This is a genomic window from Parasporobacterium paucivorans DSM 15970, assembly GCF_900141895.1.
GTDB classification, from domain to species: domain Bacteria; phylum Bacillota; class Clostridia; order Lachnospirales; family Lachnospiraceae; genus Parasporobacterium; species Parasporobacterium paucivorans.
In genome coordinates, this window is sequence record NZ_FQYT01000002.1 from 1 (window position 1) to 23,867 (window position 23,867).

At 45.2% G+C, this 23,867-nt stretch carries 24 protein-coding genes; all 24 read left to right on the plus strand.

Annotated elements, in window-relative coordinates; translation table 11 throughout:
* Positions 1 to 495 (plus strand): branched-chain amino acid ABC transporter permease (locus BUA79_RS00010; protein WP_143147858.1); only part of this gene is annotated, 495 nt, incomplete at its 5' end.
* Between the two features lie 72 nt (positions 496 to 567).
* Positions 568 to 912, plus strand: a complete 345-nt coding sequence (gene ylxM, locus BUA79_RS00015) for a YlxM family DNA-binding protein (protein ID WP_073992313.1) — start codon at positions 568 to 570, stop codon at positions 910 to 912.
* 10 nt (positions 913 to 922) lie between these two features.
* The gene (ffh, locus tag BUA79_RS00020) at positions 923 to 2,278 is read left to right on the plus strand and encodes a signal recognition particle protein (RefSeq protein WP_073992314.1); all 1,356 of its coding nucleotides are present in this window, start codon (positions 923 to 925) and stop codon (positions 2,276 to 2,278) included.
* Positions 2,279 to 2,344: 66 nt separating this feature from the next.
* Positions 2,345 to 2,590 carry a 30S ribosomal protein S16 gene (gene rpsP, locus BUA79_RS00025; RefSeq protein ID WP_073992315.1) on the plus strand — a complete coding sequence of 82 codons (246 nt, stop codon included), beginning with the start codon at positions 2,345 to 2,347 and terminating at the stop codon, positions 2,588 to 2,590.
* A 20-nt stretch (positions 2,591 to 2,610) separates the two neighbouring features.
* A complete protein-coding gene (locus BUA79_RS00030) occupies positions 2,611 to 2,841 on the plus strand; it encodes a KH domain-containing protein (RefSeq protein ID WP_073992316.1) in 231 nt (76 codons plus the stop codon).
* A gap of 78 nt (positions 2,842 to 2,919) precedes the next feature.
* Positions 2,920 to 3,429 carry a ribosome maturation factor RimM gene (gene rimM / locus BUA79_RS00035; RefSeq protein WP_073992317.1) on the plus strand — a complete coding sequence of 170 codons (510 nt, stop codon included), beginning with the start codon at positions 2,920 to 2,922 and terminating at the stop codon, positions 3,427 to 3,429.
* A complete protein-coding gene (trmD, locus tag BUA79_RS00040; protein WP_073992318.1) occupies positions 3,429 to 4,118 on the plus strand; it encodes a tRNA (guanosine(37)-N1)-methyltransferase TrmD in 690 nt (229 codons plus the stop codon). Before rimM ends, trmD begins: the two co-directional genes overlap by 1 nt.
* Before the next feature lie 129 nt (positions 4,119 to 4,247).
* Entirely contained in the window at positions 4,248 to 4,595 is a 348-nt protein-coding gene (rplS, locus tag BUA79_RS00045; RefSeq protein ID WP_073992319.1) for a 50S ribosomal protein L19, read from the plus strand.
* An 83-nt stretch (positions 4,596 to 4,678) separates the two neighbouring features.
* Positions 4,679 to 5,227 carry a signal peptidase I gene (lepB, locus tag BUA79_RS00050; protein ID WP_073992320.1) on the plus strand — a complete coding sequence of 183 codons (549 nt, stop codon included), beginning with the start codon at positions 4,679 to 4,681 and terminating at the stop codon, positions 5,225 to 5,227.
* 14 nt (positions 5,228 to 5,241) lie between these two features.
* The gene (gene ylqF, locus BUA79_RS00055) at positions 5,242 to 6,084 is read left to right on the plus strand and encodes a ribosome biogenesis GTPase YlqF (RefSeq protein WP_073992321.1); all 843 of its coding nucleotides are present in this window, start codon (positions 5,242 to 5,244) and stop codon (positions 6,082 to 6,084) included.
* A gap of 10 nt (positions 6,085 to 6,094) precedes the next feature.
* Positions 6,095 to 6,736 carry a ribonuclease HII gene (locus BUA79_RS00060; protein WP_073992322.1) on the plus strand — a complete coding sequence of 214 codons (642 nt, stop codon included), beginning with the start codon at positions 6,095 to 6,097 and terminating at the stop codon, positions 6,734 to 6,736.
* Positions 6,737 to 6,764: 28 nt separating this feature from the next.
* A complete protein-coding gene (locus tag BUA79_RS00065) occupies positions 6,765 to 7,121 on the plus strand; it encodes a YraN family protein (protein ID WP_073992323.1) in 357 nt (118 codons plus the stop codon).
* The gene (pgeF, locus tag BUA79_RS00070; RefSeq protein ID WP_073992324.1) at positions 7,118 to 7,975 is read left to right on the plus strand and encodes a peptidoglycan editing factor PgeF; all 858 of its coding nucleotides are present in this window, start codon (positions 7,118 to 7,120) and stop codon (positions 7,973 to 7,975) included. The genes BUA79_RS00065 and pgeF overlap by 4 nt, the downstream gene beginning before the upstream one ends.
* A 70-nt stretch (positions 7,976 to 8,045) precedes the next feature.
* Positions 8,046 to 9,440, plus strand: coding sequence for a DUF512 domain-containing protein (locus tag BUA79_RS00075; RefSeq protein WP_073992325.1), 1,395 nt, complete (start codon positions 8,046 to 8,048; stop codon positions 9,438 to 9,440).
* Positions 9,433 to 10,755 carry a ribosome biogenesis GTPase Der gene (gene der, locus BUA79_RS00080; protein WP_073992326.1) on the plus strand — a complete coding sequence of 441 codons (1,323 nt, stop codon included), beginning with the start codon at positions 9,433 to 9,435 and terminating at the stop codon, positions 10,753 to 10,755. Before BUA79_RS00075 ends, der begins: the two co-directional genes overlap by 8 nt.
* A 4-nt stretch (positions 10,756 to 10,759) precedes the next feature.
* A complete protein-coding gene (gene plsY / locus BUA79_RS00085) occupies positions 10,760 to 11,404 on the plus strand; it encodes a glycerol-3-phosphate 1-O-acyltransferase PlsY (RefSeq protein ID WP_073992327.1) in 645 nt (214 codons plus the stop codon).
* A 1-nt stretch (position 11,405) separates the two neighbouring features.
* Positions 11,406 to 12,416: an NAD(P)H-dependent glycerol-3-phosphate dehydrogenase gene (locus BUA79_RS00090; RefSeq protein WP_073992328.1), complete on the plus strand. Its 1,011-nt coding sequence runs from the start codon at positions 11,406 to 11,408 to the stop codon at positions 12,414 to 12,416.
* Positions 12,417 to 12,454: 38 nt separating this feature from the next.
* Positions 12,455 to 12,694 (plus strand): prepilin peptidase, encoded by a 240-nt coding sequence (locus BUA79_RS00095; RefSeq protein ID WP_073992329.1) that lies wholly within the window; start codon positions 12,455 to 12,457, stop codon positions 12,692 to 12,694.
* Positions 12,695 to 12,965: 271 nt separating this feature from the next.
* A complete protein-coding gene (locus tag BUA79_RS00100; protein ID WP_073992330.1) occupies positions 12,966 to 13,460 on the plus strand; it encodes an NADH-quinone oxidoreductase subunit NuoE family protein in 495 nt (164 codons plus the stop codon).
* Between the two features lie 104 nt (positions 13,461 to 13,564).
* On the plus strand, positions 13,565 to 15,382 hold the full coding sequence (locus BUA79_RS00105; protein WP_073992501.1) for an NADH-ubiquinone oxidoreductase-F iron-sulfur binding region domain-containing protein: 1,818 nt from the start codon (positions 13,565 to 13,567) through the stop codon (positions 15,380 to 15,382).
* Positions 15,383 to 15,386: 4 nt separating this feature from the next.
* A complete protein-coding gene (gene fdhF, locus BUA79_RS00110; RefSeq protein WP_073992331.1) occupies positions 15,387 to 18,068 on the plus strand; it encodes a formate dehydrogenase subunit alpha in 2,682 nt (893 codons plus the stop codon).
* Between the two features lie 50 nt (positions 18,069 to 18,118).
* On the plus strand, positions 18,119 to 19,807 hold the full coding sequence (locus BUA79_RS00115; RefSeq protein WP_073992332.1) for a MutS-related protein: 1,689 nt from the start codon (positions 18,119 to 18,121) through the stop codon (positions 19,805 to 19,807).
* A gap of 44 nt (positions 19,808 to 19,851) precedes the next feature.
* Positions 19,852 to 21,087, plus strand: coding sequence for a tyrosine--tRNA ligase (gene tyrS, locus BUA79_RS00120; RefSeq protein WP_073992333.1), 1,236 nt, complete (start codon positions 19,852 to 19,854; stop codon positions 21,085 to 21,087).
* Between the two features lie 25 nt (positions 21,088 to 21,112).
* A complete protein-coding gene (gene alaS, locus BUA79_RS00125; RefSeq protein WP_073992334.1) occupies positions 21,113 to 23,758 on the plus strand; it encodes an alanine--tRNA ligase in 2,646 nt (881 codons plus the stop codon).
* Positions 23,759 to 23,867 lie beyond the last annotated feature (109 nt).

The following is a 23,867-nucleotide window of genomic DNA, read 5'->3' on the forward strand; positions in this document are numbered from 1 at the left end:
GGCGTCGTAGCGGTGGCGGTCGTCTTTCTGCTGATGCGCTCCAGAACGGGCCTGGCCCTGATGGCGATGCGTGACAACGTCGGTGCGGCAGAGACCATGGGCATCAACATCTACCGGGCCAAGATCACCTGCTATATCATTGCCTGCTTCTTTACGGGTCTGGCCGGAGGCGTCATGTACATGGTGCAGGGCTACATCCTTCCGGATTCAGGCTTCTCCATCAACTGGACCGTCGCCATGACCTTCATGGTCATCATCGGAGGGATGGGGACCATGGAAGGGCCTATCCTGGGTGCCATCCTGTACGTGCTGCTCACCCAGTTCCTGTTCAACTTCCCTGGCATGTCCATGATCATCCTGGGCATCATCGCGGTGGTGGTCATCATGATCGCACCAAAGGGAATCATGGGTACCCTGTATGAGAAGACCGGATTTGAGATTCTGTCCTTAAGAAGGAGCATGCCTAAGAATTTGGCGGTAAAGAAAAAAGAATAACAAAAGCCCGGGTGTCAAGATAAAACGCTTGACACCCGGGCTTTTATATATTAGAATGACTTAGGTGATGAAATGGAAAAGATTTTGGAACAGTCTTTATTATATGATTTTTACGGGGAACTGCTTAATCCTCATCAGAAAAATATTTACGAGGACTTTGCATTAAACAATCTTACTTTGAGCGAGATTGCCGAAGAAAAAGGTATTTCCAGACAGGCGGTACATGACTCTGTCAAACGGTCAGAGGCGGCTTTAAGCGGCTATGAGGAAAAGCTGCACCTGATTGAAAAATTCCTGAAGATTAAAGAGCTGACCAGCGAAATAAAGAGCATGTCGGCATCTTTTGAAGCCACGAAGGACTTTCAGCTCATTAAGAAAATAAGTTCCATGGCTGATAAAATTTTAGAAGAATTATAGGTGAATGTAGATGGCATTTGAGAGCTTATCTGACAAACTGCAGAATATATTTAAAAATTTAAAAAGTAAAGGCCGCCTGACCGAAACGGATGTAAAAAACGCCCTTAAGGAAGTGAAGATGGCCCTATTAGAAGCGGACGTCAACTTCAAGGTGGTTAAAAATTTCGTAAACACCGTGACGGAAAGGGCAGTGGGCACGGATGTTCTGAACAGCCTCACTCCAGGACAGATGGTCATTAAGATTGTTAATGAAGAAATGGTCAGTCTGATGGGATCCGAAAAGGAAGAGCTGAAGTTAAGGCCTTCCAATGAGCTGACCATTATTATGATGGCTGGCCTTCAGGGCGCCGGAAAGACTACCACTGCTGCAAAACTGGCAGGAAAGTTCGCTGCTAAAGGAAGAAAACCACTTTTGGCCGCCTGTGATGTTTACAGACCAGCTGCCATAGAACAGCTCAAGGTGAACGGGGAAAAGCTCGGCATACCCGTATTTTCCATGGGAAGCAGCCAGAAGCCGGTAGATATCGCCAAAGCAGCTGTCGAACACGCAAAGAAAAACGGAAACAATGTACTTATCATAGATACAGCTGGTCGCCTTCACATCGACGAAAGCATGATGGAAGAGCTGGTTGAAGTCAAGAAAAATGTTGATGTATACAAAACAGTCCTCGTGGTGGATGCCATGACTGGACAGGATGCCGTAAATGTTGCTACCACCTTTGATGAAAGAATCGGCATCGATGGCGTAATACTTACCAAGCTTGACGGCGATACCCGTGGCGGAGCAGCCCTTTCCATCCGGGCGGTGACCAGCAAACCGATTCTATTCGGAGGAATGGGTGAAAAGCTTTCAGATCTGGAAGAATTCTATCCTGATCGCATGGCCTCCCGTATCCTTGGGATGGGGGACATCTTATCCCTGATTGAAAAGGCGGAAGCCAGTGTGGATATGGATCAGGCGAAGGATTTGGAGAAACGTTTCAAAAAGGCTGACTTCGGTTTTGATGATTACCTTGTATATATGCAGCAGATAAAAAATATGGGTGGTCTGGCGGATATAATGAGCATGATTCCAGGAATGGGGTCTAAGATGAAAGACGCGCCTATGCCGGACGAAAAATCCCTTGGCAGGATAGAAGGCATTATTTACTCCATGACATTGGAAGAAAGAGCAAACCCCAACATCATCAACCCTTCCAGGAAAATAAGAATTGCAAAGGGAGCCGGCGTTGATATAAGTGAAGTCAACAGGCTAATCAAGCAGTTTGAACAAGCAAGAAAACTTATGAAGCAGATGCCCGGCATGATGAAGGGCGGCAAAAAAGGCATGTTCGGCATGGGTTCGAAATTCAAAATGCCATTTTGATAAAATTTTCCAGAATATCATATTCTGAAAATTTATATATACATTAATCCTAAGGAGGTGAAACACATGGCAGTAAAAATCAGACTTAAAAGACTTGGACAGAAAAAAGCTCCTTTCTATAGAGTAATCGTTGCAGATTCCCGCTCTCCAAGAGATGGAAAATTCATCGAAGAAATTGGAACATACGATCCTACAAGAGAACCAAGCGCAGTAAAGATCAATGAGGAACTTGCTAAAAAATGGTTAGCAAACGGCGCACAGCCAACTGGGATAGTTGCAAAATTATTCAAACAGGCTAACATCACGAAATAGGTTTTTCGAGGTGAACGAATATGAAGGAATTGGTTGAGGTTATTGCTAAAGCGCTTGTGGATTCTCCGGAAGAAGTAAGTGTAACCGAAAAAGAGAAAAACAATTCTCTGATAATCGAGCTAAAGGTTGCTTCCTCAGATATGGGGAAAGTAATCGGAAAACAGGGTAAAATTGCCAACGCCATCCGATCTGTGGTAAAGGCTTTTGCCACTAAAGAAGATAAAAAAGTTATTGTTGAAATATTACAGTGACTGCAATAAGTTCATATTACACGGGACCGCACCAGTCTGCTGGGCGGCCCTTTGTAGGTTAATGGAGGCTGGAATATTATGCAGGATGTATTAAGAGTAGGTGTCATTACCGGAACACACGGATTAAAGGGAGAAGTCAAGGTTTTTCCAACAACGGATGATCCGAAACGTTTCAAGGATCTGAAGGAAGTTCTCCTCTACACGGACAAGGATATCCTTCCTTTGAAAATTACAGGGGTGAAATTCACAAAAAACCTTGTTGTTTTGAAATTCAAAGGATTTGAAACGATTGAAGAGGCAGAAAAGCTCAAAAAAAAGGAACTTTTCATCAGCCGCGAGAACGCTGTTCCACTGGAAGAAGGGGAATATTTTATTGTTGATCTGATAGGACTGCAGGTTGTGACGGATGACGGAATACTTCTTGGGACCCTCACAGATGTAATTCAAACCGGGGCAAATGATGTATATGTTGTTGAAGGCTCCGATAAAAAAGAAATTCTACTCCCAGCAATTCGTGAATGCATCTTAAATACAGATCTGGAGAAAAAAATAATGACAGTCAAAATTCCGGAAGGGCTGATGGATTAATGAATTTTTACATACTTACTCTGTTTCCTGAAATGGTCGAAAATGGGCTGAATACCAGTATAACCGGCCGGGCCATAGCCAATGGGCATATTTCGGTTAAGGCAATAAATATCAGGGATTTTTCGGGAAATAAACACGGAAAAGTCGATGATTATCCTTATGGCGGCGGAGCCGGAATGGTCATGCAGGCAGCACCTATTTATGATGCATATCAGCATATCCTTGCATCCACGGATAAAAAACCAAGAGTTGTTTATCTGACCCCCCAGGGGAAGGTATTTAACCAGGACATGGCCAAAGATTTCGCCACGGAAGAGGACCTGGTCCTTTTATGCGGCCATTATGAGGGAATTGATGAAAGGGTTTTGGAATTGATTGTCACGGATTATGTGTCCATTGGTGATTATGTACTTACCGGCGGAGAACTGCCCGCCATGGTAATGGTAGACGCCATCTCCAGGATGGTACCCGGTGTTCTCAGCAACGAGGATTCGGCGGCTACCGAGTCTTTTTCGGATAATCTTCTGGAGTATCCGCAGTATACAAGACCAGATGAGTTCATGGGCATGAAGGTGCCGGAGGTTCTCCTGTCAGGGCATCATGCGAATATTGAAAAATGGCGCAAAGAGCAGTCCCATGCCAGGACATTGGAAAGAAGACCTGATTTGCTCAAAAAAAACAAGGATTAAATCAGTCTTGCATTTAAAAAGCTTGCATTCATAAATGAGATATGATAAAGTAATTAAGCTGTGAAACAGATGGTCCTCTGTTACGAAACGTATTAAGAACATCGAATAATATATAGGAGGTCACACATAATGAATGATATTATCAAAAATATTGAAACTGCCCAGTTAAGAGAAAGCGTTCCTGCATTTAATGTAGGTGATACTGTTAGGGTACATGCCCGAATCAAAGAGGGAAGCCGCGAGAGAATTCAGATTTTTGAAGGTACAGTTTTGAAAAGACAGGGCGGAAGCTCAAGAGAAACATTTACTGTAAGAAAAACATCCAATGGTGTCGGTGTCGAAAGAACCTGGCCATTACATTCCCCTACTGTTGCTGATATCCAGGTAGTGAGACATGGTAAAGTAAGAAGAGCCAGACTCAACTACTTAAGAGACAGAATCGGAAAGAAAGCTAAAGTTAAAGAACTGATCAAATAGCTTAAATAAGATTGGACAAATTACATAATGTATTTTGTCCTTTTTTTGTATAGAGAATGAGGGCTGTTACGGAGAATGATTATATGAATGAGCCAGATGAAAGATCGCTGTATCAAAAAATTTTAATGTGGGGGACGGATACCGTAATCGTAATTGCCGTCGCTCTGTTTCTGTTGAACTTCTACGGCTACCAGTATACGGTCAGCGGCAGTTCTATGGTACCGGCAGTAAACGACGGGGATACGCTCCTGGTCGACCGGATTACCCACGAAATCTTCCGTCCAGACCGGTATGACCTTGTTATTGTCGGCGTGGAAGAAAATGGAGTGGTGCAATATCACATAAAGAGAATCATAGGTCTTCCCGGAGAAACCGTGCAGATTATAAAAGGACGGATTTATATTGACGGGGTAAAGCTTGATTATAATAATAAGCAGAATGATATCGTGACACCCGGCAGAGCCGGAAAGGAAATTCTTCTGGGCAAAGATGAATTCTTCGTCATGGGTGATAACTGGAACAACAGCGAAGACAGCCGGTCTGAAAGATTTGGAAACGTTAACAGGAATGATATTCTGGGAAGGGCCTGGTTCCGTTCAGGTCCGACAGCGCAGATTGGATTTATAGAATAGAAACGAGGATAAATATGATTTTCCAATGGTACCCCGGTCATATGACCAAGGCTAAAAGAATGATGCAGGAAGATATAAAGCTGATCGACCTGGTGATAGAGCTGGTAGATGCAAGAATCCCCCTGAGCAGCCGAAACCCCGATATAGATAATCTGGGACGTAATAAGGCACGACTTATACTTCTGAACAAATGTGATTTGGCAGACGAACATGCAAATAAAAGATGGATGGAATATTTTCGGAACCAGGGGCATCATGTCCTGGAAATAAATTCCAAATCCGGAAAAGGGATCAAGGATATAAACCGTACCGTTCTGGAAGCCTGTAAGGAGAAAATCGAGAGGGATCGCAGGAAAGGCATTCTGAGCCGTCCTGTGCGGGCTATGGTGGTGGGAATTCCCAACGTTGGAAAATCTACATTCATAAACTCCTACGCAGGAAGAGCCTGTACGAAGACCGGCAATAAACCAGGCGTAACCAAGGGAAAACAATGGATAAAAATCGCCAAGAACCTGGAACTTCTAGACACGCCCGGAATACTCTGGCCAAAATTCGACGATCAGGCTGTGGGGCTCAGGCTTGCACTGATTGGCTCGATTAAGGATGATATATTAAATATCGATGAGCTCGCCGTGGCGCTTCTTAAATTCCTGCACGCCAATTACACCGGACTTTTAGCCTCCAGATATGATATGGAAGAACAAGATGACATGGTCCAGAATCTGCAGGGAATTGCCAGAAGCAGACACTGCCTGTTAAAGGGCGGAGAATTTGATATATCAAAAGCAGCCAATATCTTGTTGGATGATTTCCGAAGCGGAAAATTAGGACGCATCACCCTGGAATACCCAGAATAGGAGCAATCCCATGACAGAAGAAAAGAAACAGGAAAAGCTCATAAAAGAAAGACTGCGCCTTGAGGAAATGTCCTCATTTGAAAAGGAATATGCCCTTTATGGATTCTTGTGCGGAATTGATGAGGCCGGAAGAGGGCCTCTGGCCGGACCAGTGGTGGCAGGTGCCGTCATACTGGATAAGAACAAAGAAATCCTGTATTTAAATGATTCAAAAAAGCTTTCAGAAACAAAACGCGAATCCCTGTATGATGAAATTCTGGAAAAGGCCATCGCGGTGGAAATCGGGATAGTCGGACCAGAGGAAATAGACGAAATAAATATTCTTCAGGCCACCTATAAAGCCATGCGGGAAGCAGTTGGAAAGCTGAAAATACAGCCTGACGTGCTGTTAAACGACGCCGTCACCATTCCGGGACTTGCCTGTACGCAGGTACCTATCATAAAGGGTGATGCAAAAAGCATATCCATTGCCGCAGCCAGCATTATCGCCAAGGTTACCCGTGACCGGATAATGAAGGAATATGACTATCTCTATCCAGAATACGGTTTTGCAGGCCATAAAGGCTATGGTACAAAAGAACATATTGCCAACTTAAGGGAAATTGGACCGTCTCCCATCCACAGGAGAACGTTTATCCGGAACTTTGTATAGCTGCTGGCAATCATCAGGAGATGAAGAATTGAACAAAAGACAAACGGGTGCACAATTTGAGAAGATCACAGCCGAATTCCTCATGGAACAGGGATATACCATCCTTGAAATGAACTACCGGTGCCGGACCGGAGAAATTGACATCGTGGCTAAAGAAGACGGATATATCTGCTTTGTGGAAGTGAAATACCGAAACGGCACGGATTATGGGTTTCCTGCGGAAGCAATTGGCGGACGCAAAAGACTGACAATTTTTAATACAGCCAGACATTTCCTGCTTACGCATGGATACCAGGATGAAACACCGGCACGTTTTGATGCGGTTCTGATATTAGGAAAAGAACTGGAATTGATAAGAAATGCCTATGGAGGATTCCAGGGATGAACGATTTGAATATAAAAAAAGTTTCTGGGAGCAATTCAACAAAAATAATTTCTGTTGGGGAAATCACCTATATAAGCTATCCTGCGCTGGAAAATACCGGTCTGGTCAGACATGGATTTTCAACACGTCTTGGCGGGATAAGCAAAGGAATCTTTTCCACAATGAACTTAAGCTTTACCCGCGGGGATGAAAAAGAAAATGTTCTGGAGAATTTCCGCCGCTTTGCCCAGGCTTTATCTATTGACCCGGCCAGCGTTACAATCAGTGACCAGACGCATACTGCCAATGTCCGAATAATGACAAAAGCAGACAGAGGAAAGGGCATCTCTAAGGAACGGGACTTTCACGATGTAGACGGGATGATTACTAATGAACCCGGCGTCGCCCTGACAACCCTTTATGCTGACTGCGTTCCGTTGTATTTTCTGGATCCGGTCACAAAATCCATCGGTCTGTCCCACGCAGGGTGGAAAGGAACAGTGAATAAAATCGGAAAGGCCACTGCAGATGCCATGCACAGCTCTTTTGGAACAAACCCTTCGGATCTTATCGTCTGCATAGGACCGTCTATCTGTCAGGACTGCTATGAAGTCAGTGAGGATGTGACTGGAATGTTTTATGGAGCGTTTACGCCAGAGCAGATGTCCTCCATGCTGAAGAAAAAAGCGAATGGAAAATACAACCTCGACTTATGGAAAGCCAATGAATTTGTTCTTCGAGAAGCAGGAATCCAGGCAGAAAACATCACGAAACCGGATATCTGTACCTGCTGCAACAAGCAAACGATGTTTTCCCACAGAGGCTTGGAAGGGAAGAGAGGGAATCTGGCTGCCATACTGATGCTGAAATCATAGTGTGCGGATTGCTTTACAAAACTCGGGAATATTGTTATTATATAACAAAAATCACAGAAGGATAAAATGAATGAGTAAAAAAGGACATTTCATCTGCACCGTAGTCCCAGGTTCCATTGCGGAAGAGCTGGGTATCGAACCCGGAGACAGACTGATATCCGTTAACGATAAAGAGGTCGAAGATGTCTTTGACTACCGTTTTTTAATAGATGATGAATACATTGAGATTCTGGTTGCAAAACCCGATGGCGATGAATGGATTTTTGAGGTGGAAAAGGAACCAGGAGAAGACCTGGGGCTGGATTTTGATAGTGGTCTAATGGACGATTACCGGTCATGCCGCAACAAATGCATGTTCTGTTTCATAGATCAGCTTCCTGCGGGAATGCGGGACACCTTGTATTTCAAAGATGATGATTCCAGGCTTTCTTTCTTACAGGGAAATTATATCACCCTTACCAATATGAAGGATGAAGATATTGAACGCATTATTAAATATCACCTGGAACCAATCAACATTTCTGTCCATACCACCAATCCTGAGCTCCGATGCCGGATGCTGCACAACCGTTTTGCCGGAGATTCCCTGAAACATTTGAAAACCCTTTTTGATGCCGGGATCCATATGAATCTTCAGATTGTGCTCTGTAAAGGAGTGAATGACGGAGATGAACTGGAACAGACTATCAAGAATCTATCCGGATTCATACCTCTGGCAGAAAGTCTTTCTGTCGTTCCAGCGGGACTGACAAAATTCAGAGATGGCCTGGAAAAACTGGATGCCTTTGAATCCGAAGATGCCAGAAATGTAATTGCGACGATAGAAAAGTGGAAAAACAAACTGTATAATGAACAAGGCACGCATTTTGTTCATGCCAGTGATGAATGGTATATACTTGCCGGAAGGGATTTTCCTTCAGAGGAAAACTATGACGGCTACCCACAGTTAGAGAATGGAGTAGGTATGATGCGCCTTCTTATAGAGGAATTCACAGCCGCCCTAAATGAAGCAAGCCCAGATAACTGTGTACGAAAGCTATCCATCGCCACAGGCATGAGTGCGGCACCCTATATGTGCAGGCTCATGGAAAGCCTGCAGACTAAATTCCCTTATACCTCCGTTAAGGTGTATGCCATCCGCAATGATTTCTTTGGTGAAAGCATTACGGTATCCGGCCTTGTCACGGGTCAGGATCTTATCAGCCAGCTGAAGGGACTGGAATCGGCTGATAATCTGCTGCTTCCGGTCAATATGCTGCGAAGCGGAGAAGATGTATTCCTGGATGACGTAAGCATCCGGGGCGTGGAAGAAGCACTCAACACGGAGATAACTGTTGTGGATACAAGTGGCGAGAATCTGCTGCAGGCAGTACTCAGTAATCGCAAATACTCCGGGAACAACAAAAACACAGGTGTATACAGACGTCTTTATGACGATAGAAAAAGAGGAGACACATATGAGTAAACCAATAGTGGCAATCGTAGGAAGGCCCAACGTAGGGAAGTCGACATTGTTTAATGCAATTGCCGGCAGCCGTATTTCCATCGTAAAAGACACCCCCGGTGTTACCCGGGACAGAATATATGCGGATGCGGAATGGGTCAACAAAAACTTTACCATGATCGATACCGGCGGTATTGAACCAGATTCTGCGGACATACTCCTGTCCCAGATGCGGGAACAGGCCCAGATTGCAATCGACACAGCAGATGTCATCGTATTTATAACTGATGTCCGCCAGGGTGTCACCGATGCCGATTTAAAGGTAGCGGACATGCTGCGGAGGAGTCACAAGCCTGTATTGCTGGTCGTCAACAAAGTGGACAGCTTCGAAAAATTCATGCCGGATGTATACGAATTCTATAATCTGGGAATCGGTGAACCGATTCCAGTTTCCGGCGCTTCCAAACTGGGCCTTGGAGATCTTCTGGATGAAGTGGTGAAGAATTTTCCTGATACGGATGACGAAGAGGAAGAAGAGAAAATCAAGATTGCCATCGTCGGAAAACCGAACGCAGGAAAATCCTCTATTATCAATAAACTCATCGGGGAAAACAGGGTCATCGTATCCGACATAGCCGGAACTACCCGGGATGCCATAGATACGGAAATAGAGAAAAACGGACGGAAATATGTGTTCATTGATACTGCCGGTCTGCGCAGAAGATCAAAAGTAAACGAGGACCTTGAAAAATACAGTATTATCAGAACTGTTTCTGCTATTGAACGAAGCGATATCGTCATACATGTCATAGATGCCGCGGACGGGGTGACGGAACAGGATGCCAAAATAGCCGGCATTGCCCACGAACGCGGAAAAGGCGTGATAATCGCCGTAAATAAATGGGATTTGATTGAAAAGAATGACAAGACCATTTACGAACATACGCGGAAAGTCAGAGAAGTTCTGTCCTACATGCCATATGCAGAAATAATATTCATATCGGCAGTAACCGGCCAGAGGCTTCCTAAGCTTTATGAATTAATCGATACCATCGAACAAAACCAAAGCATGAGGATTTCCACTGGAGTCCTGAATGAGATTCTTACGGAAGCGACCGCGCTGCAGCAGCCTCCATCAGATAAGGGAAAACGTCTGAAAATCTTTTATATGACACAGGTTACCGTAAAACCGCCAACCTTCGTTATCTTTGTAAACGACAAGGAACTTATGCATTTTTCCTATACGAGATATATAGAGAACAAAATCAGGGAGGCCTTTGGTTTCAAGGGAACATCACTGAAATTCATCGTCAGAGAACGAAAGGACAGAGAATAGGATCATGGAACGTATTATTTGCTTGGTAATTGGTTATGTTTTTGGTTTATTTCAGACTGGATATATTTATGGGCGGATTAAGCATGTTGATATCCGCACCTCAGGCAGCGGCAATGCCGGAACCACGAATGCACTCCGGGTTCTCGGCAAAAAAGCCGGCATCATTACCTTTATTGGAGACGTCATAAAAGCCGTCGTTGCCGGGCTGTTGACGAGGCTTGTTTTTCATGGGTCCGACATTGATATAACGGTGCTGCTCTTATACACCGGTATCGGAGTCGTGCTCGGACACAACTTTCCTTTTTATCTTAATTTCAAGGGTGGTAAAGGCATTGCCGCCACAGGCGGTATCGTCATCTCGCTTTTGGATTGGAGATTGATCCTGATCGGTCTGGTGACGTTCATAGTCGTCATTGCCGTAACCAAATATGTTTCTCTGGGGTCTTTGTCACTGGTGACGGGATTCGTTATTGAATTCATCCTTTTTGTGCAAATGAAATGGTATTCTTTGGGGAACGCATTCAAAATCGAGGCTTACCTACTGGTCTTGGTAATAGCGGCCCTCGCATATTTCCAACACAGGGGAAACATCGTCAGACTGATAAATAAATCGGAAAATAAATTTGGACAAAAGAAAGAAGGTTTATAACATGGCAGAAATAAGCGTACTGGGAGCGGGAAGCTGGGGAATAGCCCTTGGACTGCTGCTTCATAAAAATGGACATAGAGTAACTATGTGGTCCGCATTGGAAAGCGAAGTAAACATGCTTCTCACGGAAAGAGAACACAAAATTGGGCTTCCCGGCATAAAAATCCCTCAGGAGATTGCTATCACCAGTGATTTGGACGAAGCAGTCAGCGGTAAGGACGTAATTGTAATGGCTGTTGCCTCGAAGTTTGTCCGAGCTACGGCCCACCGTCTTCAGGGAAAAATTTCCAAAGGGCAGATTATCGTCAACGTTGCCAAGGGTATAGAGGATAAAACACTTATGCGCCTCTCCGAGGTCATTGGCGAAGAATTGCCCGAGGCAGATGTGGCGATACTTTCTGGCCCCAGCCATGCAGAAGAAGTAGGTAACGGAATGCCTACTGCCATTGTGGTCGGGGCAAAGACACAGGAAACCGCAGAATATCTTCAGAACATTTTTGCCAATGATGTGTTTCGTGTTTACACCAGTTCCGATGTGCTTGGCATGGAACTGGGTGCAGCCTTTAAAAACGTTATAGCACTGGCAGCCGGCATCGCCGATGGCCTTGGGTATGGAGACAATACAAAGGCCGCCCTGATTACCAGGGGAATCAAGGAAATTGCCAGACTGGGAGAAGCCATGGGTGCGAAGCCCGCGACTATCTACGGATTATCCGGCATCGGAGATCTGATTGTTACCTGCGCCAGTATGCACAGCCGAAACCGCCGTGCAGGGATACTGATTGGACAGGGACGAACCATGGAAGAGGCCGTCAAAGAAGTAAACATGGTAGTGGAGGGCATCGTCTCCGCAAGAGCGGCTACTGACCTGGCCCATAAGTATAATGTGGAAATGCCTATTACCGAAAAGGTGAGCGAGGTTCTTTTCAATAATGCGGATGCCAAAAATGCCGTATATGACCTTATGCTGCGTGACAAAATCAGCGAACATGAGGAAATGCCCTGGGAGTAATTCTTCCGCCTTGTATAAGACGTGTCGAATTTATTTTCATGATAAGTGCATCAATTGCCAGCTTCATAAATGTGGTGACATACCGACTGCCAAATAAAATATCGTTCAGGACAGGCGGATCCGTCTGTCCATTTTGTGACACCCGGCTGATTGGGGCATTATGCATAAGTGTCCCCATGCTGCTTCTTACGCTTCTGATTGAAGGCAGTTTTGGAAGAGCGCCGCAAGGAAATCCCACTTTGCCTTCGGACCTTTTCTGGCAGTTGGAATTGGCTTAGCTTTGCTTTATGGACACCAGGTTATACAGTTGTATTTTTCTTATATCTGATTCCGTATTGTAACTTGTAAAAGAGGGCAACTCGACGTATAATGAATTATTAAGGATTGCATATTACTATATACGAGGTCAGATTTCGTCATATTTTTATCAATTTTTACCAAATTATTGTCACAAAGATTATAGAATTTTTATAGATAAAAGATTCGATTTGGACAATAATTGATTCATGTCTCGAATCATATACAAGAACATCTAACAGGAGGTTTATAATGTCAGTTAAGAAATCGGTTATTCCATTCTCAGGGACGGAAGAACAGGAAAAGCTGCTGCACGGTATTATCGAACAGCACAGACATCAGGCAGGAGCCCTGATGCCAGTACTACAGAAAGCCCAGGAATTATATGGTTATCTGCCTATCGAAGTACAGAATATGATAGCAGATGGACTTAAGGTTCCAAAATCACAGGTTTACGGCGTAGTCAGTTTCTACGCTCAATTTACTTTAAATCCAAAAGGAAGAAACCAGATTCAGATATGTCTTGGAACAGCCTGCTATGTTAAGGGTGCCGGAAACCTGTTGGACAGACTCAGTGACAAATTAGGGATAGCACCAGGTGGAATCACACCCGATGGAAAATTTTCTCTTGATGAATGCCGCTGTTTTGGAGCCTGCGGACTCGCACCAGTCGTTATAGTAAACGGCGAGGTTTACGGACGGCTGAAGTCTGATGATATTGACGGAATTCTTGGTAAATACGAATAGCAAAAGAAAAATAGGAGGATATTTTAATGATATCTCTTGATCAGTTAAAAGAAATCAATCATACAATGCAGGGTATCATGGCCGTCAGAAGGATTGGCGAAGAAATGATTGGCGAAGCAAAGGCCAACGGAGATGAAAGCAGCATCCAGATATTGATCTGCGGCGACACAGGCTGTGAATCTTCCGGAAGCGATAAAGTACTGGATGCCTTAAGACAGCAGATTGAAGAAAAAAAGCTTGAAAAAGAAGTTACAATAATCCGTACCGGATGTCAGGGACTCTGTTCCATGGGGCCTGTCATGACAGTATGTCCCGGCGGCGCATTTTATACACAGATTAAAGTTAAAGATGTTCCTGAAATCGTAGAAGAACATATCCTGAAAGGAAATGTTGTCAAACGTCTGTTGTATCATGAAATGCAGATGGATGATGGAATACTGCCCCTAAAAAACACCGGATTCTTCAAGAAACAATATGCCATCGCTTTAAGAAACTGCGGTGTCATTAATCCTGAAGATATTAAAGAATATATCGGTACCGGCGGATACCTGGCTCTTGGCAAGGTACTGACCGAGATGTCACCGGACGATGTAATCCAGACACTTTTAGACAGCGGGCTGCGTGGAAGAGGCGGAGCAGGATTCCCTACAGGCAACAAATGGAAATTTGCCAAAGCCAATGCGGCTGACCAGAAATTCGTGTGCTGCAACGCAGACGAAGGCGATCCCGGTGCTTTTATGGACAGGGCGGTGCTGGAAGGCGATCCGCATGTGGTGCTTGAGGCCATGGCTATTGCTGGCTATACAATCGGTTCCAGCCAGGGGTATATTTATGTGCGTACGGAATATCCGACTGCTGTCAAAAAGCTGAATCTTGCCATTGATGAAGCCAGGGAAATGGGACTTCTTGGAAAAAACATCATGGGAACAGGTTTTGATTTTGATATAGAACTGCGGCTCGGTTCCGGCGCATTTGTATGCGGCGAGGAAACAGCATTGATGCGTTCTATCGAAGGAGAAAGAGGCGAACCACGTCCAAGACCTCCATTCCCTGCAGTAAAAGGACTCTTTGATAAACCCACAATCCTGAACAACGTGGAAACCATGTCCAATATACCTCAGATCATCCTCAATGGCCCGGAGTGGTTTTCATCCATCGGCACAGAGAAATCTAAGGGAACCAAGGTCTTTGCACTGGGTGGAAAAATCACAAACACTGGTCTTATAGAAGTCCCGATGGGCACCACCCTCAGAGATATTGTGGAAGAAATCGGCGGCGGTGTTCCAAACGGCAAAAAATTCAAAGCGGCTCAGACCGGCGGACCTTCTGGAGGCTGCATTCCGGCTGAGCATGCGGATACTCCAATAGATTACGATAACCTGGTTGCCATAGGATCCATGATGGGATCCGGAGGTTTCATTGTAATGGATGAGGATACCTGTATGGTTGACATTTCCAAATTCTTCCTGCAGTTCATGGTGGATGAGAGCTGTGGAAAATGCACCCCTTGCCGCGTAGGAACAAGACGGCTTTATGAAATGCTTGATTCCATCACTAAGGGAGAAGCCACCCTCGAAGACTTGGAAAAGATGGAGAAGCTTTGCATGGATATCAAATCCAACTCCCTGTGCGGACTTGGACAGACAGCTCCAAACCCGGTTATTTCGACTCTACGCTATTTCAGGGATGAATATATAGCCCATGTTGTAGACAAAAAATGTCCAGCGGGGGTATGTAAAAACCTTATTACTTATTCCATCGATGCCGAAACCTGTATCGGATGTACAAAGTGTGCAAAAAACTGTCCGACGAATGCAATCGATGGTGAGCTCAAAAAAGCACATGTAATAAATACAGATAAATGCATTAAATGTGGAACATGCTATGATGTATGCCCTGTAAACGCAGTCAGGAGGGGATAGGAAGATGCCTAAACTTACAATAGATAATATACAAATAGAAGTTCCAGAAGGAACCACTATTTTAGAAGCAAGCACACAATTAGGGATTGATATTCCCACATTATGTCACATGAAAGAGCTTTCACCGGAAGGCTCCTGCCGGATGTGTCTGGTAGAAGTTGAGAACGCACGGGGACTGCAGACATCCTGCAATACAATATGTTCTGAAGGAATGGTAGTCCGCACGGACACAGAAAAAGTTATCGACTCACACCGTTTTGTGCTCGATATGCTTCTTTCCAACCATAATCTGGACTGTTTTAACTGTGCGGCCAACGGACAGTGCAAGCTGCAGGACTACTGTGTACAGTACGGTGTGGAAAGGACCAGTTTTAAAGGCTTGAAATGTACGGAACCGGTTGATACATCCAGCCCGTTCTTTGATTTTGATCATACTAAATGTATCCTTTGCCGGAAATGTGTTAGAACCTGTGAGCACATCCAGTGCGACAGCGTCCTTTCTGCAGCAGACAGAGGATTTGGGACAAGCATTTCCACTTTCATGGGAGTACCTTATCTGGAGAGCGGCTGTGTCAGCTGCGGCAACTGCGTCCAGGCCTGCCCCGTTGGTGCCCTCACGCTGAAAGATTCCAAGAAGTACCGTGTCTGGGAAACAAAAAAAGTTACAACCACCTGCCCACACTGTGCAACCGGATGCCAGATGAATCTGATTGTAAAAAAAGGCAAAATTGTCGCAGTCGAAGGAGCGCCAGGACCAGCAAACGAAGGACAGCTCTGCGTAAAAGGACGTTTCGGCTCCCATGATTTCGTTCATTCACCGGATCGACTGAAACATCCTTTAATCAAGAAAAACGGCAAGTTTGAGCAGGCTACCTGGGATGAAGCCCTTGACCTGATTGCTTCCAAAATGACTGAACTTAAGAAAAAATACGGTCCGAATTCCCTGGCAGGCTTCTCCTGTTCAAGAGCTCCGAATGAAGACAACTACGTTATGCAGAAGATGGTAAGGACTGTCTTTGAAACCAATAACGTCGACAATTGCGCCAGAGTGTGCCATTCTGCAACTGTAGCAGGTCTCGCCATAACACTTGGATCTGGTGCCATGACCAACACCATCAAAGATATCACAGAGGAACCAGAGGTTATGCTGATTGTAGGTTCCAATACCACCGAAGCCCATCCGGTTATCGGTTCCAGGATCAGACGTGCGAAACAAAACGGCTGTAAGCTCATCGTAGTAGACCCACGTGAGACCACACTGGCAGAGGAAGCGGATATCCACCTGAAGATAAGGCCAGGTACCAATGTTGCTTTTGCCAACGGGATCATGAACATCATTATCAGCGAAGGTCTTGAGGACAAAGAATATATCGCAGCCAGAACAGAAGGATATGATGAAATAAAGAAAATCGTAGCTGAGTATACGCCGGAAAAAGTTGCCGCAATCTGCAGGATAGATGCAGACGCATTAAGGGAAGCAGCCATTATGTACGCAAAAGCGGAGAAGGCTCCGATAATATATTGCCTTGGTGTCACGGAGCATTCCACCGGTACTGAGGGCGTTATGTCGATGTCAAATATCGCAATGCTTGTTGGTAAAATCGGAAAAGCAGGATGCGGTGTCAATCCGTTAAGAGGACAGAACAATGTTCAGGGTGCCTGTGACATGGGCTGTCTGCCGACAGACTTCCCTGGATATCAGAAGGCAAATAAACCTGAGGTTATTAGCAAGTTTGAAAAAGCCTGGGGCGTCAGTCTTTCCAGCTCCAAGGGACTCACGTCCACAGAAGTTTTTGTTGCTGCAAATGAAGGCAAAATAAAGGGCCTGTATATATTCGGTGAAGACCCGATTGTAACAGATCCGGATACCGGCCATGTGAACAATGCGCTTAACAATATTGAGTTTCTTGTAGTACAGGAACTGTTCATGACCGAGACGGCAGCTTATGCAGATGTCATCCTTCCTGGTGCAAGCTATGCCCAGAAAGAAGGTACCTTCTCCAACACAGAGAGGCGGGTGCAGAGAGTCAGAAAGGCAGTGGAACTGGAAGGCGAGCAGCGACTCGATACGGATATTTTCTGCGACCTGATGACTAGAATGGGCTACCCTGCTCATTATGACAGCGCATCCGATATTATGGATGAGGTTGCCAGGCTGACGCCAAGTTTCGGCGGAATAAGCTTTGAACGTCTGGACAGAGGTGAAAGCCTTCAGTGGCCATGTACCTACAGTGACCATCCCGGCACACCGATCATGCACTGCGAAGTGTTTTCGAGAGGTCTCGGCTATTTCTACCCAGCTGTATACAAACCAGCGGCAGAACTGCCGGATGAGGAATATCCAATCCTTCTCAACACGGGCAGGATGCTGTACCACTATAATACCAGAGCCATGACTGGGAGGTCCCCTGGAATCAATATAATCTCAAATTCATCCTACATTGAGATCAACTATAAGGATGCCCAGAAACTGGGAATCGGAAACCATGACAGGGTCAAGGTGTATTCCAGAAGAGGTGAACTAGAGACAGAAGCCTTGGTCGGAAGAAAAGTCAACGAAGGCGAATCCTTTATGACTTTCCACTTCCCGGACGGAAATGCTAATAAGCTCACAAATGCTGCCCTTGACGAATTCGCACGTATACCTGAATACAAGGTATGTGCAATCAAAATAGAAAAAGCATGATATCAAACCCCCTTGCAGTGTATGTAAGGGGGTTTTAAGGAGTAAAAGCCATGACACCATATATTATCGTTTTTCTGGTTATTATCATTTTCTTTTTCGTGCAGGCCCGACTATACCGGAGACGAGCGCACGAGGAACTTGCATCCGGTATACGCCGGGAGTGGGGTCAGACCCCCAAACGCAGCTACGAACCAGGCGATTTGACAAAAATTGGCCGGTTCCATGACACTCGAAAGAAAATAGAACCGGCCAAATTCTATATCGATGAAATAACCTGGAATGACCTGGATATGGATGCCGTGTTCAAGCAGATAAATAACACACGCTCTTCCATCGGTGAAGATTATCTATACCACCTGCTGCGGACCCCTTCCTTCACGGCAAAAGAACTGGAGGAAAGAGAAAGGCTCATTTCTTATTTTTCAAATAACAGAGAGGATACTTTCCGCCTGCAGGAAATATTTGCGGCCATTGGCCGTACAAAGTCCATATCTTTTTATGAGACTATCCACCGATTATCCGGATTGAAGAAGCGTTCAAATACAGAGCATATACTTTTGGCCTGCCTCCTTTTGGCCTCCGTAGCTCTGTTGTTCATCTCTCCACCCCTGGGTATCGTATGTATCATTGCAATGGTTGGTATCAATGTAGTCCGACATTCTAATCACAAAAAAGTTATCCAGGATTATCTGTCTGGTTTCCGTTATCTCATATACATGTTGGAAGGAGCAAAAGCTGCTTCGGGACTGAATCTGCCGGTACTGGACGGATATAATCAGGTATTGAATGAAAATACGGGGAAACTTTCCACACTGCAAAAAGGCGTATTTCTCCTGACTTCCAACAATATGTCCGGCTCTCCGGGAGATGTATTCATGGACTACCTGCGGATGCTTTTCCATCTGGATATTTTGAAATTCAATTCCATGCTTGCAAAGACTCTGGATCGGCTGGATGAGATTGATATAATCTTTGGTACCATGGGCCTGCTAGAGAGCATGACCGCGGCCGCATCCTATCGGGAGCAGAAGAACCCCTGTTGCCAGCCTGAATTTGTGACCGGGTACAAAGGATTGTCTTTCCAGAATATATATCACCCCCTTATTGATCATCCTGTCAAAAACAGCCTGGAAGAAGACGGGGGCATTTTGCTGACTGGCTCCAATGCTTCCGGAAAATCCACTTTCTTAAAAACGGCTGCACTCAATGTCCTCCTCTCCCAGACCATTCACACCTGCACGGCAGACCGCTTTATCACAGGATTTTACAGACTTTTCACATCCATGTCCCTGAGAGACAGCCTGGAATCTGGGGAAAGCTATTACATGGCAGAAATACGCTCCCTGAAAAGGATTCTGGACAGCTGCGGAATTGGGCCGTCAGTATTTTGCTGTATCGATGAAGTCCTCCGGGGCACAAATACAGTGGAAAGGATAGCTGCTTCCGCCCAGCTTTTGAAAAGCATGGACGAACAGGGTGTTCTCTGCTTTGCAGCCACACACGATGTGGAACTTACCGGTCTTCTGAAAGACTATTATGCCAATTATCATTTTCAGGAGGAAATAACCGACAACGATATTTTTTTTAATTACCGGCTCTACAAGGGCGCCGCATCCACCAGGAATGCCATTAAGCTGCTGGAAATCATCGGATATGACAAAACCGTTACCGAAAAGGCCGAGGCTGCTGCAAACCGCTTTCTGAATACCGGTTTGTGGACTCTTGAAAATAAAGGCTGATTATGATACCATATAAGTTAATTTTATGTAAGGAGGGCACAATGATGTCTGAAAATGTATACGACATCCTCGCGGATAGGGGATTTATTGAACAAGCTACACATCCGGACGAAATCAGAGAATTACTGGGTAAGGAAAAGGTTACCTTTTATATAGGCTTTGATGCAACAGCAGACAGTCTTACGGCTGGACATTTTCTTACTATCATGGCTATGAAGCATATGCAGAATGCTGGCCACAAGCCAATCGCACTTTTAGGTGGAGGAACCACTATGATTGGAGACCCTTCCGGAAAGTCCGATATGCGATCCATGATGACCATGGAAAAAATCAACCATAATGCCCAGTGTTTTGCGGAGCAATTCGCCAAATTTATTGATTTCAGAGAAGGGAAGGCCATCATCGACAACAACGCCAACTGGCTTCTGGATTTAAATTACGTCGAATTTTTAAGGGAGATTGGCGTACATTTTTCGGTGAACCGGATGCTGGCAGCGGACTGTTATAAGCAGAGGATGGAAAAGGGGCTTACCTTCTTTGAATTCAATTACATGATTATGCAGTCCTATGATTTCTGGAAGCTGTTCAAGCTGTACGACTGTACCCTGCAGATGGGTGGAAATGACCAATGGTCCAACATTATCGGCGGTGTGGAATTGATCCGCAGGAAAGAGGGCAAATCAGCTTTTGGACTTACATTGAAACTCCTTACTACCAGTGAAGGCCTGAAGATGGGCAAGACCATGAAGGGCGCCATCTGGCTGAATCCGGAAAAGACTTCTCCTTATGAATTCTATCAGTATTGGAGAAATATTGAAGACGTGAAAGTAGAGGAGTGCCTGGGTCTCCTTACCTTCCTGCCGATGGATGAGGTTAGAAGATTGGGTTCACTGCAAGACGAAAAGATCAATGAGGCGAAAGAAGTTCTTGCATATGAAATCACCAAAATCGTCCATGGAGAAGAAGAAGCTGCAAAAGCAATGGAAGCATCTCATGCTTTATTTGCAAACGGAGGAAAGAGTTCGGATATACCTTCTACATGCTACGATTCAGAAAAGCTTTCCGAAGGTATAGATATCTTATCCCTTCTTGTCGATACAAAACTGGCTCCCACCAGATCGGAAGCCAGAAGGCTGATTCAGCAGGGCGGGGTTTTCGTAAACGAAGAGAAGGTTGCTCAGGTTGACCGGATTTTCAGCAAAGCTAATTTTGATGAGGATGGCGCACTCCTGATCCGCAAGGGCAAGAAGAGCTATCATCTGATTAAAGAAAAAGAATAGGAATTATTATTTGGAGGATAAGCAAGTGACGAAGTACGGATTAAATGAACTGAGGGAAATGTTCCTGCGCTTCTTTGAAGGCAAAGACCATCTCAGGCTTAGCAGTTTTTCCCTGGTTCCACATAACGATAACAGCCTGCTTCTGATTAATTCAGGCATGGCACCTCTTAAGCCATATTTCACTGGACAGGAGATACCGCCAAAGGCGAGGATAACCACCTGCCAGAAATGTATCCGGACAGGAGATATAGAAAATGTCGGAAAGACTGCCCGCCATGGCACCTTCTTTGAAATGCTCGGCAATTTTTCTTTTGGAGACTATTTCAAAAAAGAATCGATCCGATGGTCCTGGGAATTCCTTACGGAAGTAGTAGGATTGGACCCAGCCCGCCTGTATCCTTCCGTATATCTGGAGGATGATGATGCTTTTGATATCTGGCACCTGGAGATGGGCATCGACAAAAGCCGGATCTTCAGATTCGGTAAAGAAGATAATTTCTGGGAACATGGTGCCGGACCCTGCGGACCCTGCTCAGAGATTTATTATGACCGGGGTGAAAAATATGGATGCGGCAGCGAAAACTGTACAGTAGGGTGTGACTGCGACCGCTACATAGAGGTATGGAACAATGTATTTACGCAATTTGAAAGCGATGGAAAAGGAAATTACACAGACCTTGCGAAGAAAAATATAGATACGGGAATGGGTCTGGAAAGACTGGCCGTGGTGGTGCAGGACGTAGAATCCATCTTTGATGTGGATACCATACAGGCCATCCGCAACCGCGTATGTGAATTTTCAGGTGCAGCCTATCTGACTGATCCATCCAAGGATATTTCAATTCGTTTGATTACTGATCACATCCGTTCCGCAACCTTTATGATCTCTGATGGAATCATGCCTTCCAACGAAGGCAGGGGATATGTCCTTCGCCGCCTGATTCGAAGGGCTGCCAGACATGGAAAGCTTCTGAACATTGAAGGCAAATTCCTGGCAAAACTCTGTGATACCGTCATTGCGGAATCCAAGGGTGCTTATCCTGAACTGGAAGAAAAGAAATCCATGGTATTTGCAGTGCTTACAGAAGAGGAAAATAAATTTTATCAGACAATAGACGGCGGTCTGAAGATTCTCACCGGCTTAAAGGATGATATGACTAAATCTGGAAGCCGTATACTTTCCGGAGAGGAAGCATTCAAGTTATATGATACGTACGGTTTTCCTCTGGATCTTACGAGAGAGATTTTGGAAGAGCAGGGGCTTGGAATCGATGAGGAAGGCTTCACCAAGGCAATGCAGGAGCAGAAACAGAAAGCCCGTGCCGCCAGGGGAGTAACCAATTACATGGGTGCCGACTCTTCTGTTTACGAAAAAATCGACCCGTCGGTAACCAGTGTGTTTATCGGCTACGATAACGAAGAATTTGATTCTGAAATAACCGTCCTCACCTCCGGCGATGAGATCGTTCAGGCCTTGTCCGAAGGAGATAGCGGAAGCATCATCACAAAAGAAACTCCCTTTTATCCGGAAATGGGTGGACAGACCGGTGACCTCGGCGCTATCCGTAAGGATGATGCGGAATTCACAGTTTCCGATACCATCAAACTGCCAGGTGGAAAGATTGCCCATGTGGGCAAGGTGACCAGGGGTATGCTTATGAGCAGCGACCACGTCCGCCTTTTCATTGATACCGAGAGAAGAAATGATACCAGGAAAAACCACAGTGCCACACATCTGCTTCACAAAGCGTTAAAATCAGTTTTGGGTGAGCATGTGGAGCAGGCAGGTTCCCTGGTATCCCCCGACAGGCTCCGATTTGATTTTACCCATTTCTCTGCCATGTCTCCGGATGAAATACGTCAGACAGAAAACATTGTAAACTTTGAAATCGGACGATTCCTGCCAGTCGTTACAAAAGAAATGACGCTGGATGATGCCAAGAAATCAGGTGCAACTGCACTCTTTGGGGAAAAATATTCCGACACAGTGCGAGTTGTCTCCATGGGGGATTTCTCCACAGAACTTTGCGGCGGTACCCATGTGGATAATACTGGTAAAATTATGGTATTCAAGATTCTGTCGGAAGCCGGTGTGGCTGCTGGAGTCCGCAGAATTGAGGCTCAGACCGGAAAAGGCGTTTTTGCATATTATGAAAATCTGGAGAATGAGCTGTTCGCATCCTCCCGTGCTGCCAAAACAGAACCGGCTCAGCTGACCAGAAGAGTGGAGGATATGCTTTCGGAAATCAAATCCCTCCATTCAGAAAATGAAAAACTCAAAAATCAGATTGCCAAAAGTTCCATGGGCAACGTAAACGATAAAGTTTCCAAAATCAAAGGCGTAAGTGTGATTGCCGAAAAAATTGACGATATGGATATGAACGGTCTCCGGAATCTGGGTGACCAGCTTAAGGATAAGCTGAAGGATGGCGTTGTTGTTCTCGCTTCCTCCCAAGGGCCAGACAAGGTGAATCTGATTGTTATGGTAACGGAAGAAGCCATGAATAGAGGTCTTCACGCAGGAAATCTCATTAAGGAAATTGCTCCCTTAGTTGGCGGAGGCGGAGGCGGCCGGCCCAACATGGCACAGGCAGGTGGAAAAAAACCTTCCGGAATAGCGGATTCACTTACCAGAGCACTTGAAATCATTGAAAACCAGATAAAAAGTTAAATACTAGTTGACGTAATAGAAAAATATGCTATAATTACTCTAGTGCAATAATCAAATACCCAGACAGTTGTATTATGCACAATACGCAACTGGAGGGAGGTTAGGTGTG